The sequence below is a fragment of the Pseudomonas antarctica genome (assembly GCF_001647715.1).
Lineage (GTDB): Bacteria > Pseudomonadota > Gammaproteobacteria > Pseudomonadales > Pseudomonadaceae > Aquipseudomonas > Aquipseudomonas antarctica_A.
This window is the reverse complement of the sequence record NZ_CP015600.1, coordinates 5953529-5970900: the sequence shown is the minus strand read 5'-3', so window position 1 is coordinate 5970900 and position 17372 is coordinate 5953529. Positions and strand designations below refer to the sequence as shown.

13 protein-coding genes are annotated in these 17372 nt (G+C 61.2%); 4 read left to right on the top strand and 9 right to left on the bottom strand.

What is annotated here, in order from left to right:
* The first annotated feature begins 5 nt into the window (after window positions 1-5).
* The 3 genes from A7J50_RS27135 to A7J50_RS27125 are packed head-to-tail and all read left to right on the top strand — an operon-like array spanning window position 6 to window position 2970.
* Window positions 6-2111, top strand: coding sequence for a putative bifunctional diguanylate cyclase/phosphodiesterase (locus A7J50_RS27135; RefSeq protein ID WP_064454486.1), 2106 nt, complete (start codon window positions 6-8; stop codon window positions 2109-2111).
* 42 nt (window positions 2112-2153) lie between these two features.
* A complete protein-coding gene (locus A7J50_RS27130; protein WP_064454485.1) occupies window positions 2154-2654 on the top strand; it encodes a M48 family metallopeptidase in 501 nt (166 codons plus the stop codon).
* Between the two features lie 19 nt (window positions 2655-2673).
* Window positions 2674-2970 (top strand): winged helix-turn-helix domain-containing protein, encoded by a 297-nt coding sequence (locus A7J50_RS27125; RefSeq protein WP_064454484.1) that lies wholly within the window; start codon window positions 2674-2676, stop codon window positions 2968-2970.
* A 115-nt stretch (window positions 2971-3085) separates the two neighbouring features.
* Here A7J50_RS27125 and A7J50_RS27120 read toward each other — a convergent pair whose 3' ends face one another.
* Window positions 3086-3538 carry a GNAT family N-acetyltransferase gene (locus A7J50_RS27120; protein ID WP_064454483.1) on the bottom strand — a complete coding sequence of 151 codons (453 nt, stop codon included), beginning with the start codon at window positions 3536-3538 and terminating at the stop codon, window positions 3086-3088.
* Window positions 3539-3736: 198 nt separating this feature from the next.
* Here A7J50_RS27120 and A7J50_RS27115 point away from each other — a divergent pair, with 198 nt between their 5' ends.
* Window positions 3737-4474 (top strand): substrate-binding periplasmic protein, encoded by a 738-nt coding sequence (locus A7J50_RS27115; protein ID WP_064454482.1) that lies wholly within the window; start codon window positions 3737-3739, stop codon window positions 4472-4474.
* An 87-nt stretch (window positions 4475-4561) separates the two neighbouring features.
* Here the strand turns inward: A7J50_RS27115 and yccS are convergent, their stop codons facing one another.
* From yccS to betA, 8 genes are all read right to left on the bottom strand, one after another.
* The gene (gene yccS / locus A7J50_RS27110; RefSeq protein WP_064454481.1) at window positions 4562-6745 is read right to left on the bottom strand and encodes a YccS family putative transporter; all 2184 of its coding nucleotides are present in this window, start codon (window positions 6743-6745) and stop codon (window positions 4562-4564) included.
* A 234-nt stretch (window positions 6746-6979) separates the two neighbouring features.
* Entirely contained in the window at window positions 6980-8158 is a 1179-nt protein-coding gene (locus A7J50_RS27105; protein ID WP_064454480.1) for an NAD(P)/FAD-dependent oxidoreductase, read from the bottom strand.
* Between the two features lie 188 nt (window positions 8159-8346).
* Window positions 8347-9684 carry an ATP-dependent RNA helicase DbpA gene (gene dbpA / locus A7J50_RS27100; protein WP_237140927.1) on the bottom strand — a complete coding sequence of 446 codons (1338 nt, stop codon included), beginning with the start codon at window positions 9682-9684 and terminating at the stop codon, window positions 8347-8349.
* Between the two features lie 204 nt (window positions 9685-9888).
* Complete coding sequence (gene mdtD, locus A7J50_RS27095; protein ID WP_064454478.1) at window positions 9889-11316, bottom strand: multidrug transporter subunit MdtD; 1428 nt, start codon at window positions 11314-11316, stop codon at window positions 9889-9891.
* A gap of 36 nt (window positions 11317-11352) precedes the next feature.
* Window positions 11353-12243 (bottom strand): alpha/beta fold hydrolase, encoded by an 891-nt coding sequence (locus A7J50_RS27090; protein ID WP_064454477.1) that lies wholly within the window; start codon window positions 12241-12243, stop codon window positions 11353-11355.
* Window positions 12244-12553: 310 nt separating this feature from the next.
* On the bottom strand, window positions 12554-13870 hold the full coding sequence (locus A7J50_RS27085; RefSeq protein ID WP_064454476.1) for a TldD/PmbA family protein: 1317 nt from the start codon (window positions 13868-13870) through the stop codon (window positions 12554-12556).
* Window positions 13870-15312: a TldD/PmbA family protein gene (locus A7J50_RS27080; protein WP_064454475.1), complete on the bottom strand. Its 1443-nt coding sequence runs from the start codon at window positions 15310-15312 to the stop codon at window positions 13870-13872. Before A7J50_RS27080 ends, A7J50_RS27085 begins: the two co-directional genes overlap by 1 nt.
* A gap of 214 nt (window positions 15313-15526) precedes the next feature.
* Complete coding sequence (gene betA, locus A7J50_RS27075) at window positions 15527-17230, bottom strand: choline dehydrogenase (RefSeq protein ID WP_064454474.1); 1704 nt, start codon at window positions 17228-17230, stop codon at window positions 15527-15529.
* Between the last annotated feature and the right edge of the window lie 142 nt (window positions 17231-17372).

Here is a 17372-nt window from a genome sequence, read left to right as displayed (position 1 = left end):
GTAGCATGGATTGCGCTCCATACCCCGGCGATGGCAGTTCGGTTCTTCTGGTGGTCGACGACTACCCGGAAAACCTCATCAGCATGCGTGCGCTTTTGCAGCGTGAAGATTGGCAAGTGATGACCGCAGCTTCAGGGCTGGAGGCATTGGAATTACTGTTGGCGCACGAAGTCGACCTGGTGTTGCTGGATGTGCGCATGCCCGGCATGGATGGCTTTGAGGTGGCGCGCCTGATGCGTGGCAGCCAGCGTACGTGCATGACGCCGATTATTTTTTTGACCGCGCATGCCCAGTCTTCTGCGGCCGTGCTGGAAGGCTATGCCAGCGGTGCCATCGACTACCTGTTCAAGCCCTTCGACCCGCATATTCTCAAGCCCAAGGTCCAGGCCCTGCTGGAGCATCAGCGCAACCGCCGAGCCTTGCAGCGCCTGAGCCATGACCTGGAATCCGCGCGGGCCTTTAATGCCTCGGTGCTGGACAACGCCGCCGAGGGCATCCTGGTGGTGGGCGAGGCCAGTGTGATCCAGTACGCCAACCCGGCCATTTCGCGGTTGCTGAATGCCACGATGGCCGAGTTGCAGGGCGAGAGCTTTCTGAGTTTCCTGCAAAAACCCCACGTGCCCACCTGGTTGGGGTTCCCGATGTATGAGGCCTATCGCAAGGGCGAGACCTGGCGCCAGCACGACGCTATTTTGCGCACCGGTCGCGGCCAGCAGGTGCCGGTGGCCTTGTCCTGCGCGCCTCTGCCCGCCGAGCAGAAGGCTATGGTGGTGACGGTGCTGGACATGTCCGAGGTGCGCCACCTGCATCAGCAACTGGAGTTCCAGGCGGTTACCGACCCGTTGACCGGGCTGCTGAATCGGCGTGGCTTTCACCAGGCAGTAGAGAACACATTGCTGCGCAGCGAACGTAATGGGCTGTCGCTGGTGTTGCTCTACCTGGACCTCGACGGCTTCAAGCGCGTCAACGATTCGCTGGGCCACGACGCGGGGGATCGGGTGTTGCGCTGGGTCTCGGAGCAAATGCAGGCGTGTCTGCGGTCCTACGACATTCTCGGGCGTATGGGTGGGGATGAATTCACCGCCTTGCTGGAGCTGGAGTTTCCGGAGCAGGCGGCGAAGATTTCGGAAAAACTGATCGAGCGAGTGTCTGTCTGTCAGCAAGTCGATGGTTTGGACGTGATGCTCGGTGTCAGCATTGGTATTGCGACCTTCCCGGATTGCGGCGCTGACTTGAATGGCCTGCTGCGCGCGGCGGATATCGCCATGTACGAAGCCAAGCGTGCTGGGCGTCAGCAATATCGCTATTACGATCAGGAAATGAACGGCCGTGCCCGTTCGCGCCTGATGCTCGAAGACAGTGTACGTAACGCGATTCAAAACAAGGATTTCGCCCTGGTCTACCAGCCCCAGGTGTCGCTGGAGGATGGCCGTTTGCGCGGCGTCGAGGCGCTATTGCGCTGGCAGCACCCAAGCGTCGGCGATGTGCCGCCGGGCTTGTTTTTACCGTTGCTGGAAGAGGCGCGGCTGATCAGCCAGTTGAGCGCCTGGATCTACCAGCAAGTCGCCGCCCAGCGTCGGGCCTGGCAAGCCACTTTCGATGACGAGTTGGTGCTGAGCGTGAGCCTGAGCAGCAGCCAGTTCAACATGCCAAACCTGGCGAGCCAACTGCAGCAGGTCCTTGAGCGATATGGGTTGCAGGGGCGCCAGTTGGAGGTGGAGATCAGCGAAGACAGCCTGATGAGCAACCTTGAAGAAACCCACAAGCAGCTCAAACTTTTGCGTCAGATCGGCGTGCGTATTGCCCTGGATGACTTTGGTTTGGGCCAGTGTTCGCTGGCCCATTTGCGTGATCTGGAGTTCGACACGCTCAAGCTGGATCCGCAACTGGTGGCACGTCTGCCAGGCTCGGTGCGCGATGCGGCGATGGCCCGCAGTATTATCCAGTTGTGCGGGCACTTTGACGTGTTGGTGATCGCCGAGGGGGTGGAAACCCAGGAGCAATCCCAGTGGCTCAGGGCCAATGGCTGCTCATGTATTCAAGGGCCGTGGGCGGCGCAGCCACTGGTGGCCGAGGAAATGGCGATCTGGTCCCACCCCCGGCCGCTTTGAATTCGCTACACTGGCACCCATTCGAACCCTGTTGCAGACTCCATGACCGCGCTGAAATACCTCCAGGCCTACCCCGCAGCTCTCCAGGAGCAAGTGCGCCAATTGATCGCCAAGGACCAATTGGGCGCCTACCTGGAGCAGCGCTACCCCGAACGTCATGCGGTGCAGAGTGACAAGGCGCTGTACAGCTATGCCCTGGCCTTGAAGCAGGAACACCTGCGTAACGCGCCGGCCATCGACAAAGTGCTGTTCGACAACCGCCTGGACCTGACCCACCGCGCTTTAGGCCTGCACACCACGATTTCGCGGGTGCAGGGCGGTAATCTCAAATCCAAGAAAGAGATTCGCATCGCCGCGTTGTTCAAGGAGGCCGCGCCGGAGTTTCTGCGCATGATCGTGGTGCACGAGCTGGCGCACTTCAAGGAATCGGACCACAACAAGGCGTTCTACAAACTCTGCGAATACATGATGCCGGGCTACCATCAGGTGGAATTCGACCTGCGGGTTTACCTCACGTATCGCGACTTGCAGGGCAAGCCCTAACCTCATAAGGCTTTCGACCATGGATGTGAGCAAGACCAAAAGCAGTTTTTACCGCCGCCTGTATGTGGCGTACCTGATCGACAGTGGGCAGGCCAGCAGTGTCCCGGCGTTGACTGATGCCACCGGCATGCCACGGCGCACAGCGCAGGACACGATTGCGGCGTTGGCCGACCTGGATATCGTGTGTGAGTTCGAGCAGGCAGACGGCGCGCGCAATCATGCCGGGCACTATCGGATTCGGCGCTGGGGGGCGATTGATCGGGGGTGGATCGAGGCTAATCTGGCGTCGATCAAGCAGGTGTTGGGGTATCCCTGATACAGGCGGGTGACAGCTCTGGCCTCATCGCAGGCAAGCCAGCTCCCACCTTTAACCGCGTACAACCCTTGGAATGCGGTCGATTGTGGGAGCTGGCTTGCCTGCGATGGCGTCCTTACTGGCGCCGCATGCCTATATGGGGAATATCGTCTTCCAGGTATTCCTCACCCGCCACCACAAACCCATACCGCCCGTAATACCCTTGCAAATGCGCCTGTGCTGACAGAAAGATCGGCGTCTCAGGCCAGATATCTTCGATGCGCTTGAGGGTCTCTTCCATCATTTGGTGGCCCAGCCCGGTGCCGCGTGCCACCGGCGCGACGATCACTCGGCCGATCACCACATCACCACCCTGTGATTCCGGGTCGAGCAAGCGCAGGTACGCCACCAACGCGTCATCCTTCCAGGCCATCAAGTGGTGGGTATCACCCGAAAGATCCTGGCCGTCGAGGTCCGGGTAAACGCATTTCTGTTCAACGACAAAGACCTCGCTGCGTAGGCGCAAAATCGCGTAAAGCTGCTCCTTGCCCAAGTCATCGTGATGTTTGCAGACCCATTCAACGGTCATGGCGTGCTCTCTTATTAATGTCTGTTGTCGATAGTAAGCGCCTGCGGCCCCCCTGTCTAAATCGAGCGTTTTTGTGAATGGCGTCAATTCGCCATCATTCAGTGCAATCGCTGCTGGCTTCTTTGTGTAATCTGCAATGCAGGCTCATTGATGAGCTACTGTTATCAGGCCACTGCCTGCCCGCCAAGGACTTTAAGCATGCCGCGATTTTCTCGTGCCGTTGCTTTGATAGGAGTGTTGTTGCTGGCCCAGCCTGCGGTCGCACAACGTCTGCGCCTGGTGGCGGATGCCTGGCCGCCTTTTACCGATGCCACCTTGATCAACGGCGGCTTGGCCACCGATATCGTCAGCACGGCCCTTGCTCGCGCAGGCTACGCCAGTGACTTTGAACAAGTGCCCTGGGCTCGGGCGCTGATGGGCGTGGGCGACGGCCGCTATGACGTGCTGATCAATGCCTGGTACGACGATGCGCGTACCAAACTGGGACAGTTTTCCGGTGAATACCTGCTTAACCGTGTGCGGTTTATCAAGCGCCGCGATGATCCCATCGACTATCAGGACCTGGAGCAACTGCACGACGAATCCATCGCCGTGGTGCGCGGGTATGCCTATTCGGCGGCGTTCGATCAGGATGCACACCTGCAGAAGGTGCCTGTGCATAATTTCGCCATGGCCGTGCGCATGCTCGCGGCGCAGCGCGTAAGGCTGACGCTGGAAGATGAATATGTTGCCCGCTACTACCTGGCGCGCGAGTCGGCGCGGGTGCGCAATGCGGTGGAGTTTTTACCCAAGCCACTGAGTGAAAACAGCCTGCATATTCTAGTGAGCCTGAAGAACCCCGAGCATGAGGAGATCGTCGCCAGCTTTGACCGGGAGATTGCCAAGATGAAGGTCGATGGCAGTTACGAGCGGTTGATGAAGGCGCATGGGATGTAGTGTTCTTGCGGGCGCCATCGCGGGCAAGCCCGGCTCCTACAGGTAAGCGCATTCCAACGTGGGCGCTGGCTTGCCTGCGATGGCGATTTAAGCTTCGGCAGTATCTTTGATCAGATGCGCCGCCAGCGTTCGCAACGGCCCCAGCTGCCGACATATCAATGCCAATTGTGTCTGCACCAACCGTTGCCCTTCATCGATCTCATCCGGCATCTGTTCCAGTTCCGCCGCCAAGGCTTCCTCGGCATCGCTCTGAATCGCGACCGGCTGCTTGTTGGCCAGCCCGGTGGCGATCTCATCGATGCTCGCTGCCAGGCTGTTGCCGGCGCCGTCGATCAGATGCTCACGCACTTCGGCCGGCAGTTGGGTCTCGCGGTGTGCGCCCAGCCCCGACAGGTAGCTGAGCAAGGTGTGCGAGAGCACCAGGAAGCGGAAGCCTACGTCGGCCTCTTTGCGAAAATGCCCCGGCTCCATCAACATATTGGCCAGTGTCGTGGACAGCGCCGCATCCGCGTTGTGGGCGTTACGCCGCGCCAGCCGATAAGCCAGGTCGTCGCTCTTGCCCGCCGCGTATTGCTGCATGATCTGGCGCAGGTAGATGCTGTTGCAGGTCAGGGTGTTGGCCAGCACCTTGTTCAAGCGGCGACCTTGCCAGTCCGGCAGGAACAGGAAGACCGCCAGGCCGGCGATCAGGCTGCCGAGCAAGGTATCGAACAGCCGTGGCAGGAACAGCCCGTAGCCATCGCCCACCTGGTTGAAGCAGAACAACACCATCAGCGTGATCGCCGCCGTAGCCAGGGTGTAGCGGGTGGTGCGGTTGATAAAGAACACCAGGCCTGCGGCAATGGCGAACAGCGATTGCACCAGCGGGCTTGGGAACAGGTCGAACAGCGCCCAGGCCACGGTCAAACCGATGGCAGTGCCGATGATCCGTTGGCCGAGCTTGCGCCGGGTGGCGCCGTAGTTGGGCTGGCAGACGAACAGGGTGGTGAGGATGATCCAGTAGCCCTGGGAGGCGTGAATGGCATGCAAGGTGCCGTAACCGATGGTCAGCGCCAGGGCGAGGCGCAAGGCATGGCGGAACAGCAGTGACGTCGGCGTCAGCTGCGTGCGCAGGCGCGTCCACATTTCCTTCAGGTTGCGCGGGGCGCGGTCCAGCAGGTTGCTGTCGGTGGCATCCGCGAGGGAGTCGGGGTTGCTGGCGTCGCCGAGCAGGCGGTCGAGCGTGGACAAGTTGGCCGCCAAGGCACGCAACGAGCGCAGCAAGCCGCGCCACGCGGGGTTGCTCTGGATGCGCAGGTGTTCCAGCGAGGCATTCAGGTCGCCCAGGGCTTCGGCGAAGCTGTCGTCATAAATGAAGGGCTGGCGCAGCTGGATCGACTCGCCCAGGGCCTGGCAGGCCTTGGCTTGCTGGCGCAGCAGGCGCTGGCAGCGGAACAGCACATCGCTGTGGAAGAAGGCTTCGGCCAGGGCGTTGTAAGGGTAGTGGGACGAACTGGCACGCTCGTGGATGTCCTGGGCCAGGAAGTACAGCTTCAGGTAGCGGCTGACCTTCGAGCCCGGTCGACCATTGCCCACGCGGTGCAGGATGATTTCCTTCGCCGCATTCAGCGCCGCAACGACACGGCCATTTTGCTGGGCCAGTTCCAGCCGCCGTGCTTCCACATCCAGTTGGCGGATCGGTTCGAACAGCGACGATTTGAGCTTGAGGTAGCGCCCCAACTCGCGAAACAACCGCGCCAGGCTCTGTTGCACCGGTTGGTTGGAGAACAGCGCCTGCCACAGCACCGACAGCACGCCGTACCACGCGGCACCGGCCACCAGCAGCAGCGGCTCATGCCAGAAATCGGTGACGGCCCCCCCGCGCTGGTCCACGCCGATCATGGTGTACACCGACAGAATCAACGTAGCGGAAGCAATTGCACCATAGCGTTCGCCGAGGGCGCCGAGCATGGTCAGGCAGAAACTGGCCAGGGCCAGGGCGATGGCGAAAATCCAGGGATAAGGGAACAGCAGCTCCACCGACAGCGCAGCGATGCTGAAACACACCAGCGTTACCGCCAGGGCATTGAGGCGGCCTTGCCAGCTGTCATCGGTCTCGGCCAGGGCGCTGGCGATAATCCCCAGGAACAGCGGGATCAGCAGGGTCATTTCATCCTGATACCAGCACAGCGCCATGCTGCCGGTGAGGGCGATGAATACCCGTACGCTGTAACTGAATTTATCCAGGGCCCACAGGCGCCGCATGGACTGCTTGAACGAGGTCGATGACATGAAGTCTGGAGTCTTCCGGGACGATGCCGCTAAATTGAGCCAGTAATGACGCCACGGCAAGCGTAGCGATCACATCCAACAGCAAAATATATTCCAGCCATTGCATTCCAAATGTGGAACGCAATCAATGTGCGAGGGGGCTTGCCCCCGATAGCGGTGCAACAGTCACTCATGAATTGACTGATACACCGCCATCGGGAGCAAGCCCCCTCCCACATTTTTTACCGCGTAGTGTCAGGCGTATTGCGCTGCGGCGTAGCCCGAGGCCCACGCCCACTGGAAGTTGAACCCGCCCAGGTGACCGGTCACATCCAGCACTTCGCCGATGAAGTACAACCCCGGGCTTTTCAGCGATTCCATGGTCTTGGACGACACTTCACGCGTATCCACACCGCCCAGTGTCACCTCGGCGGTGCGATAGCCCTCGGTGCCGGCCGGCACCAGTTGCCAGCTCGAGAGTTTTTGCGCGATGTCGGCCACTTCAGCGTGGGTGTACTGCTTCATCGGCTTGGACACGAACCAGGTTTCCGCCAGCAGGTTGGCCATTTTCTTGGTGAAGATCTCACCCAGCAGGGTTTTCAGCTCGCTGTTGGGGCGCTCGACCTGTTGCTGTTGCAGCCAGGCGTGGGCGTCGTGGTCGGGTAGCAGGTTGATTTCCACCGTGTCGCCGGATTCCCAGTACGAGGAAATCTGCAAAATCGCCGGGCCGCTGAGGCCACGGTGAGTGAACAGAATATTCTCGCGAAAGCTCTGGTCATTGCAGCTGACCAGGCAATCCACAGAGGTGCCCGACAACTCGCCACACAACTCCTTGAGCTGGTCGGTGATGGTGAACGGCACCAATCCGGCGCGGGTCGGCAGCAGTTCATGGCCGAACTGCTTGGCCACCTGGTAACCAAACCCGGTCGCGCCCAAGGTCGGAATCGACAGGCCGCCCGTCGCGATCACCAGGGATTCGCAGCGCAGCTCACCCAAGGTGGTTTGCAACTGATAACCGGCTTCCAGCTTGGCAATCTCTTCGACCGACGTGTCCAGGTGCATGCTCACGCCGACTTGAATGCATTCATCGAGCAGCATGCCGAGGATGTCGCTGGACTTGTTATCGCAGAACAACTGGCCGAGCTTCTTCTCGTGGTACGGCACGCCATGCTTGGCGACCAGGGCGATAAAATCCCATTGGGTATAGCGGGCCAGGGCCGACTTGCAGAAGTGCGCGTTGTGCGAGAGGAAGTTGGCAGGCTCGGTGTACATATTGGTGAAATTGCAGCGGCCACCGCCGGACATCAGGATCTTCTTGCCGGCCTTGTTCGCGTGGTCGATCAACATCACTTTGCGCCCACGCCCGGCAGCGGTCAGCGCACACATCAAGCCTGCGGCGCCGGCGCCAATGATCACAACTTCGGTCGAGCGCACAGCAATGTCCTCATACAAATTCTGAATTGGAATACAGTCAAATGTGGGAGGGGGCTTGTGTGGGAGCTGGCTTGCCTGCGATAGCATCACTTCGGTGTAACTGACATACCGAGGTGTCTGCATCGCGGGCAAGCCCGGCTCCCACACAAGCCCCCTCCCACATTAGATCTCCATTGGAGGGGAGGTCTTTACAGGATGCGCACGCGCAACGAACGGCCTTTGATCTTGCCGTCATTCAAACGCTGCAACGCCTGCTTGGCGATCCCGCGCTCCACGGCCACGAAGGCCTGGAAGTCAAAGATCGCGATCTTGCCGACCTGGGCACCCGGGATGCCGGCATCGCCTGTCAGTGCACCGAGGATGTCGCCCGGGCGAACTTTGTCTTTACGGCCGGCGGCGATGCACAGGGTGCTCATCTGTGGCAGCAGCGGGCCACCGCTTTGTGGCTTGAGGTTGTCCAGTTGATCCCAGTTCAACGGCGATTTCTGCAACTGCTCGATGGCCTGGGCGCGGTGCGCTTCGGACGGCGCCACCAGGCTGATCGCAATCCCCGTCTCACCGGCACGGCCAGTACGGCCTACGCGGTGGATGTGGATTTCCGAATCGCGGGCCAGCTCGACGTTGATCACCATGTCCAGCGAGTCAATGTCCAGACCACGGGCGGCCACGTCGGTTGCCACCAGCACCGAGGTGCTGCGGTTGGCGAACATCGCCAGCACCTGGTCACGGTCACGCTGTTCCAGGTCGCCATGCAGGCCGACGGCGGAAATGCCCTTGGCCGTCAGGTGATCCACGGTTTCCTGCACTTGCTGCTTGGTGAAGCAGAACGCTACGCACGACGCCGGGCGGAAATGCGCGAGTACCTTGGTCACGGCGTCCATGCGCTCTTCCGGCGAGATCTCGTAGAAACGCTGCTCGATCTGGTCATCGGAGTGGAAAGCTTCGGCTTTCACTTGCTGCGGTGCGCGCATGAATTTCGAGGCCAGCTGCTTGATGCTCACCGGGTAGGTGGCCGAGAACAGCAGGGTCTGGCGGCGTGCCGGGGTCTTGCTGATGATGTCTTCGATGGCGTCGTAGAAACCCATGTCGAGCATGCGGTCGGCTTCGTCGAGGATCAGCGTGTTCAAACCGTCCAGTACCAGCGAACCTTTGCGCAGGTGCTGCTGGATGCGGCCCGGGGTGCCGACGATGACGTGGGCGCCGTGCTCCAGGGAAGCGATCTGCGGGCCGAGGGACACGCCGCCGCACAGAGTCAGCACCTTGATGTTGTCTTCGGCGCGGGCCAGACGGCGGATTTCCTTGGCAACCTGGTCGGCCAGCTCACGCGTCGGGCACATCACCAGGGCCTGGCAGCCGAAGTAGCGCGGGTTGATCGGGTTCAACAAGCCGATACCGAAGGCGGCGGTCTTGCCGCTGCCGGTCTTGGCCTGGGCAATCAGGTCCAGCCCTTTGAGGATCACCGGCAAGCTTTGCGCCTGGATCTGCGTCATCTCGACATAACCCAGCGAGTCGAGGTTAGCCAGCATGGCGGCGGAGAGCGGCAAAGTATTAAAAGCGGTGGCGATGGTAGTCACGGGACTGGCTCTGCAAAACAAAATGTTGCGCAGTGTAGCAGCCCGCCGGGGATTTTCTCGCAAGTTCTAGACGAGGGGAGGCGGGCAGCGGCAAGTTCTCAGCGTCAAGCGTCAAGCGTCAAGCTTGAGGCTTACAACTTGAGGCCTGCCGCTGCTTCAATGCTCGATGTCGTGCTCGCGGCTGACCACGCGCTTGCCGTCGGTGGGCGACAGTTGCAGGAAGATCGCCGCCGCCAGCATGGCCATGATGCCCACGGTGAGGAAGGTCAGTTGGAAGGCGCCGAGCACGGTGCTGACGCCATCGTTGCCTTGCTCTGCGGTAAAGCCGCCAAGCAAGGCACCGGCGCACGCCACGCCGAGGCTCAGAGACAATTGCGCCACCACCGACAGCAAACTGTTGCCGCTGCTGGCCTGTTCATCGTCGAGGTCGATCAGGGTGACGGTATTCATTGCGGTAAATTGCAGGGAGTTGATCGCCCCGAGGATCGCCAGCATGCACAGCAGCAACCAGTAGGGCGTCTGTTCACTGACCAGACCCATGCTTGCCAGCATGATGCCAAGCGCCAAGGTATTGCCGGTCAGCACCACGCGGTAACCCAGGCGTTCGATCAAGGTGCGGGCAATCGACTTGGCAAACATCGCCGCTGCCGCAAGGGGCAGCATGCTCATCCCGGCTTCCGATGGCGAGTAGCCCAGCGCCACCTGCAACAGCAGCGGTACCAGGAACGGCAAGGCGCCGCTGCCCAGTCGCGCAAACAGATTGCCGAGAATGCCCACTGCAAAAGTCCGGGTCTTGAACAGCACTGGCGAAAACAGCGGGTTATCGATATGGCCTGCGCGCAGCCAGTAAGCCGCGAGGCATGCCAGCCCGCCGAACAGCAGCAACATCACGCGCAGATGCGGCAGGTGCAGTTCGCCCAGGCCTTCCATGGCGATGGTGATCAGCACCATCGCCGCGCCAAACAGCACAAACCCCATGCTGTCGAAACGCGTGCGCTCACTGCCGCGCAGGTCGGGGATCAGTTTCCACACGGCGTAACAGCCGATCATACCCACCGGCAGGTTGATCAAAAAAATCCAGTGCCAGGTCAGGTATTGCACCATCCAGCCGCCCATGGTCGGGCCAAGCAACGGGCCGAGCAGGCCGGGGATGGTAATGAAGCCCATGATCCGCACCAGCTCGGAGCGCGGGTAAGCGCGTAGCACCACGAGGCGCCCGACCGGCAGCATCAGCGCACCGCCCAAGCCCTGGATGACCCGCGCGCCAACCAGCATGGTCAAGCTGCTGGACAGGGCGCACAGCAGCGAACCAACGCTGAACAGCATGATCGCGCCGAAGAAGATTTTCTTGGTGCCAAAGCGGTCGGCGATCCAGCCCGAGGCCGGGATTAGCAAGGCGACGGTGAGCATGTAGGCGATCACCACCCCTTGCATGCGCAGCGGGTTTTCTGCGAGGTCCCGGGCCATGGCCGGCAGGGCTGTGTTGAGAATCGTCCCATCCAGCGACTGCATGAAGAAGGCAATCGCGACCACCCAGGGGAGCCAGCGGGCGGTCTTGGCATCGAGAGGGGCGCGATTCGGCATGGGCTACCTTTTGGTTAGCAGGCTATGTGTCGCCGATTATGCGCCATCCATTGCTCCTTTTCCCACTGGCGGTTCGTCTAAATCTGGCAATGGCGCGTGCTCCCCGACCAGGAAATCCAACAGCGCCCGGTGCACCGCCAACGCCGCTTCGCGGGACTCAAGGTCGAGCAAGTGGCCGGTGTGCTCGGCGACGGCGAACGTGCTGCGACCCACGTATTTTTTGAACAGCCGGGCCTCGGTCGCCGGGGTGTATTCATCCAGCGCGCCGTTGATGAAATGCACCGGGGTTTCGATTTGAGTGAGTGTTGGCAGGTAGTTGCCGTCGCCCAGGCCGAGCACCTGATGGATATGAAAACGTGCCTGGCGGTACTCGGTGGTCGCCATGCCCGACAGGTGCCGATGGTTATTGCGCTTGAGCCGGGGGCAGAGGTATTTGCCGACTGTCTCGTTGAGCAAGTGGCCGACGGCGGACTTGTCATCGGCTTCGATCAGCACCCGCACGCGTTCCACATAATCGAGCATTGCCTGGTTGAGGTTGGGCGCCAGGGCCATCACCACCGAGCTTTCGATGGAGGGCGGGTTGTGGGCCAGGGTCAGCAATGTAGAGATGCCGCCCCAGGAGGCCGACACCAGATGGTTGACCTGAAACCGTTCAACCAGCGCGCGCAGGATTTGTACCTCGTCGTCCTTGGTCACAAGGTCCAGGTCCGGGTTGTGCTCGCGCGAATGGCCGGAGAACGGCAGGTCGAACAGCAGCACATTGAAGTGCTCGGCCAGGCATTTGCTGGTGCGCGCAAACGAACGGGTGGTGGACAGGGCCCCATTGACCATCAGGACGGTTTTTCTTTGCGGATTATTACCTAGCTGCTCTACGTGAACGTTGTAGTGTTTGAACAGCTTTTCTATGACAAAACTTCCATGGTCCATGTCAACGCTCCAGCTTGCCCTTTCCCGGGCAAGGTCATGCATCACGTGCGGGCACGTGGGTGGTGGCGGGGTGCCACTAACCGTTATAACGAGGTTTTTTGCGGGCGACAACAGGCCGCACAGGGAGAAGTGTGAGATGGGATTTTGCGGTAGGAATGGGTTAAACGGGGGTGTCAGAAACTAACACAGAATATTGTGGGAGCTGGCTTGCCTGCGATGGCATCACTGCGGTCCTGCTGACACACCGAGTTGTCAGCATCGCAGGCAAGCCAGCTCCCACATAAGCCAGTTGCCACATTGGGTTTTGTATTTACAGGGTCAATGTCAGGCGTTTGACCAACGCCCCCGGCAACAAGTTGGACGCAGTATTGCGCTGGCTGTACGTACTGGCCGACAACAGCAGCTCCCGCTCAGCGGTCAGTGCTTCGAGTTGTGAACCGAGCAGGCTGTAGACGCTGTCATCAAAGCGCATGGTGCTGACCGGCGCCTTGATCTCGCCGTCTTCCACCCAGAACGTGGCGAAGCGCGTCATGCCGGTCAGGCGTGCGGCCGGCAGGTCGGAGTAGTTCAGGTACCACAGGTTGCTGATATACAACCCGGTGCCCAACTGCTTGAGGATATCGGCCTGGGCCAGGCTGCCCGCCGCCATCTGCAAGGCGCTGGGCGACTCGTCGCTGCTCGCCCCGTTGGTGCTCAGGCCGTATTCGGCGGCGCTGCGCGAGTTGATCAACTGGCCTTCTGCTTTGCCCGCGTTGATCAGCGTGACATCCGCGCGCGGGTAGCCTTCAGTGGAAAACGCCTGGCTCAGCGAGCCGCTGATCTGCTCATCGATTTTTACCAAGGGGCTCAACGACTGTTCACCCGCATACAGCTTTTGCAACGAGCTGCCTTTGCTGGCGATGGCCTGGGCGGAAAACCCGCCCCAGGTAATGATGCTGATGATTTCTTCCAGCGCTGCCGGGGCGAGGTAAGCGCGGTATTGGCCGGGGGCCAGGCTGTGCAAAGGTCGACCCAGAAATTCCAACTGCTCGCGCGCTTGCAGGAACCGCGCGGCGAACTCGGCGCTGTCCCAGGTGTGCCCGGCGTAGCTGGCTTTTACCGCTTCGCCATTGGCGTGAAACAGGCTGAAATCGAAGTTGAAGCTGTTGGCCTGATGCCAGCCGAACGCGCCGTCTGAACTGGCGAAACCACGGCTGATGGGGCCTGCGGCATAGAAACCGACCAGGTCCACGCCTTCTGCAGCCTGGCTGATGTCTTCCAGTACCTGGGCCAGTTCCGGTAGCGGGCGCAGTTGTTCGTTGTGGTTTTGCCAGGCGTTGTGATTGAGCAGCAGGTACGGGTCCTGCGGCAATAGGGGCAAGGTCTCGCGCAACTGTTGCAGGCCATTGGCGAGGCGTTGGCGGTCCAGCGCCGGCTCACCGGCCAGGGTGATAGCGAGGTCGGCATGACGGCCGTCGTGGATCAGCTTGAGGTTCAGGCTGGCCTGTTGCACCTGCCCGGCCTGGCGCACTTGCGCGTGGTTAAACCGCACGAACTCGGAGGATTCGGCAGCAAAGCCGAGGTGAAATTGTTCCTTGTCGGTGATGGCCTGCTTGAGCCAGTCCACCAGTGCCTTGAAGTTGTTCATCAGGCATCTCCCCCAAAAACGTCGACATCACTGAACACGCACGCAGGTGACGCATGGCCCACGCGGATCACTTGGTTGGGTTCGCCTTTGCCGCAGTTCGGCGTGCCCAGGACCTTGAAGGTACTGGCGTCGCCGACGGCGCTGAGCTTGCGCCAGAACTGCGCGGAAATGGCGCGGTAGTTGGGGTTCTTCACCACGCCCTTGAGTTCGCCGTTTTCGATCAACTGGCCCCACTCGCAGCCGAACTGGAATTTATTGCGCGCATCGTCGATGGACCAGGAGCGGTTGGTGCTCATCAGGATGCCGTGCTCGATACCGCTGATCAGCTCGGCCTGGGTCTTGTCGCCAGCTTCGATATTCAAGTTGGCCATGCGGTCGATCGGTGCGCGGTTCCAGCTGCAGGCGCGGCTGTTGGCGACGCCGCCCAGTCCTGAGCGAAATTGCGACAACGCGCCGCCCAATGGCTTGAGCAGCAGGCCGTCACGGATCAGGAACTGCTTGGTGGCGCGGGTGCCGTCGTCGTCATGGCTGTAGCTGGCGAGTTGTTCGGGGATGTCCGGGTCGAACGTCACGTTGAGCAAGGGCGAACCGTATTGCAGGTGGCCGAAGTCGTCGGCCTTCACAAAGCTGGTGCCGGCGTAATTGCGCTCATCGCCCAGGATGCGGTCCAGTTCCAGCGGGTGGCCGATGGACTCGTGGATCTGCAGGATCATTTGGTCGGGCATCAGCAGCAGGTCGCGCGGGCCGTGGGGCGTGTTTGGCGCGAGCAGCAGTTGCAGGGCTTCGTCGGCGACCGTGCGGGCGGCGCCGACCAGGCCGAAGCGGCGAATCACGTTCGCACTGCCTTGCTGGCCAAAGTTGGTACCGCCCAGGGTGCGGGTCTGGCTGTCGTTGCCATCGAAGGCGGTGACGCTCAGGCCCGGGTAGACGAAACGCTGGGCCTGGCGCAGTTCGGCACCGGCACTGTTGAGGTAGATCTGTTCTACATGGGTGGTGCCCAGGCTGACTTCCCAACTGACCAGGCGCTCATCCTTGGGCACGGCGGCAGACTCGTCACCGAGCAGTTGGTAGCAGTCGCTTAAGGACGGGAAGGGCTGGTCGAGGTCGGGCGACAGGTAGTCGGCGACGTCGCTGGAGACCTGCTGTGTGTGCAGGTCGAGCAGAGCGTGGGGCAAGATCCGCCGGGCTTGCTGTTCAGCACGCTCAAGGGCGGCTTGCAGGCCGGCAAGGGAGAGATCGTTGGTGGCGGCGTAGGCTTCCACGCCGTTGAGACGCACGGTGAGCATGGCGCCCTCGTCGTGGTTCAGGTGTGGCGGCTCGGCGACGTTCTTGCGTACCGACAGGTATTGGCCGGATTCGCGCACGTAACGCAGCGAGAAAAATTCAGCAGTAGTGCGCAGGGCACTGAAGTGCTTTTTGAGTGTGGCGTGGTGGTCGAACATGGGGCCTTCCTTGTGGGCGGCTCATCGCGGGCAGGCAACAGAGTAGGCCTGGGGCGGGGAGCTGATCAAGGAAAGTGTAGGCGGGGGATTTGCGGAGTCGGGACGGGCCTCATCGCGGGCAAGCCCGGCTCCCACAGTTGACCGAGTTGTTCAGATGAACTCGGTCAAGTGTGGGAGCTGGCTTGCCTGCGATACAGGCACCGCGGTGTATCAGTTACTGCGCCATCGGGCCCACTTCACGCAGTGGCTTGCCACGCACCGGCGCGTCGCCTGCTACGTAGTAATCGGCAGTGCTGCGCGGCAATGGCTTGCGGCCACGGATCTTGTCGGCGATTTTCTCGGCGATCATGATCGTCGGCGCGTTCAGGTTGCCGGTGGTGATGATCGGCATGATCGACGCATCGACCACACGTAGCCCCTGCATGCCATGCACACGGCCTTCGCCGTCCACTACCGCCATCTCGTCGGTGCCCATCTTGCACGAGCAGGACGGGTGGAATGCCGTTTCGGCGTGCTCGCGGATGAACGTGTCGAGCTGCTCATCGGTTTGCACTTCAATACCCGGGCTGATTTCGCGGCCACGGTATTGGTCGAGGGCCGGTTGCTGCATGATTTCACGGGTCAGGCGGATGCCGTCGCGGAATTCCTGCCAGTCCTGCTCGGTGGCCATGTAGTTGAAGAGGATGCTCGGGTAGTCCCGTGGGTTCTTCGACTTCAAGTGCACGCGGCCACGGCTTGGCGAACGCATGGAGCCCATGTGCGCCTGGAAACCGTGCTCTTTCACACCGTTGCTGCCGTTGTAGTTAATCGCGACCGGCAGGAAGTGGTACTGGATGTTCGGCCAATCGAATTCTTCACGGGTACGGATAAAACCGCCCGCTTCGAACTGGTTGCTGGCGCCGATGCCAGTGCCGTTGAACAGCCACTCGGCACCGATGGCCGGTTGGTTGTACCAGAGCAGCGACGGGTACAGCGACACCGGTTGGGTGCACGCATATTGCAGGTAGAGCTCAAGGTGGTCCTGCAGGTTTTCGCCGACGCCTGGCAGGTCGTGGACCACCGGGATGTCGAGGCTTTCCAGCAGCTTGGCCGGGCCCACACCGGAGCGTTGCAGCAGTTGCGGCGAAGCGATCGCACCGCTGCACACCAGCACTTCTTTACGCGCACGGGCTTCAACGCGCTCTTCGGCGGCGCCGATCAAGTAACGCACGCCAACCGCCCGCTTGCCTTCGAACAAGACTTTGTCGGTGAGGGCGTGGGTGACGATGGTCAGGGTAGAACGCTTTTTGGCCGTGTCCAGGTAACCGCGTGCGGTGCTGGCGCGACGGCCTTTAGGCGTGACGGTACGGTCCATCGGGCCGAAGCCTTCTTGCTGGTAGCCGTTCAAGTCGTCGGTGCGCGGGTAACCCGCTTGTACGCCTGCTTCAACCATGGCGTGGAACAGCGGGTTGTTGCCGGCTTTTGGCGTGGTCACGCTGACCGGACCGTCGCCACCGTGGTAGTCGTTGGGGCCGATGTCCCGAGTTTCAGCTTTTCTGAAATAGGGCAGGCAGTCCAGGTACGTCCAGTTTTCAAGCCCTGGAAGTTTTGCCCAGTTGTCGTAGTCCATGGCGTTGCCACGGATGTAGCACATGCCGTTGATCAGGGAAGAGCCACCCAGGCCCTTGCCGCGCCCGCATTCCATCCGGCGACCGTCCATGTGTGGCTCTGGATCGGTTTCGTAGGCCCAGTTGTAGCGACGGCCTTGCAGCGGGAACGCCAGGGCGGCCGGCATTTGGGTGCGGAAGTCGAAGCGGTAGTCAGGGCCGCCGGCTTCCAGCAGCAAAACGGTGACGCCTTCGTCTTCGGTCAGACGGGTCGCCAGGGTGTTACCGGCGGAGCCGGCACCCACAATGATGTAGTCGTATTCTTGGGACATTGGATGCACCCTCTTTGAAGTGTGGTCAGGTCGGGCCTCATCGGGGGCAAGCCCCCTCCCACATTTGATCGGGTTTACACAGTCAAAGGTGGGAGGGGGCTTGCCCCCGATGGCGGCCTCAAAGGCAACGCAAGGCTCGGGT

Excerpts from the sequence above, each read along its gene's own strand:
- A7J50_RS27135 (WP_064454486.1), top strand. The coding sequence starts at position 6 with ATGGATTGCGCTCCATACCCCGGCGATGGCAGTTCGGTTCTTCTGGTG.
- A7J50_RS27130 (WP_064454485.1), top strand. The coding sequence starts at position 2,154 with ATGACCGCGCTGAAATACCTCCAGGCCTACCCCGCAGCTCTCCAGGAG.
- A7J50_RS27125 (WP_064454484.1), top strand. The coding sequence starts at position 2,674 with ATGGATGTGAGCAAGACCAAAAGCAGTTTTTACCGCCGCCTGTATGTG.
- A7J50_RS27120 (WP_064454483.1), bottom strand. The coding sequence starts at position 3,538 with ATGACCGTTGAATGGGTCTGCAAACATCACGATGACTTGGGCAAGGAG.
- A7J50_RS27115 (WP_064454482.1), top strand. The coding sequence starts at position 3,737 with ATGCCGCGATTTTCTCGTGCCGTTGCTTTGATAGGAGTGTTGTTGCTG.
- yccS (WP_064454481.1), bottom strand. The coding sequence starts at position 6,745 with ATGTCATCGACCTCGTTCAAGCAGTCCATGCGGCGCCTGTGGGCCCTG.
- dbpA (WP_237140927.1), bottom strand. The coding sequence starts at position 9,684 with ATGCTGGCTAACCTCGACTCGCTGGGTTATGTCGAGATGACGCAGATC.
- mdtD (WP_064454478.1), bottom strand. The coding sequence starts at position 11,316 with ATGCCGAATCGCGCCCCTCTCGATGCCAAGACCGCCCGCTGGCTCCCC.
- A7J50_RS27090 (WP_064454477.1), bottom strand. The coding sequence starts at position 12,243 with ATGGACCATGGAAGTTTTGTCATAGAAAAGCTGTTCAAACACTACAAC.
- A7J50_RS27085 (WP_064454476.1), bottom strand. The coding sequence starts at position 13,870 with ATGAACAACTTCAAGGCACTGGTGGACTGGCTCAAGCAGGCCATCACC.
- A7J50_RS27080 (WP_064454475.1), bottom strand. The coding sequence starts at position 15,312 with ATGTTCGACCACCACGCCACACTCAAAAAGCACTTCAGTGCCCTGCGC.
- betA (WP_064454474.1), bottom strand. The coding sequence starts at position 17,230 with ATGTCCCAAGAATACGACTACATCATTGTGGGTGCCGGCTCCGCCGGT.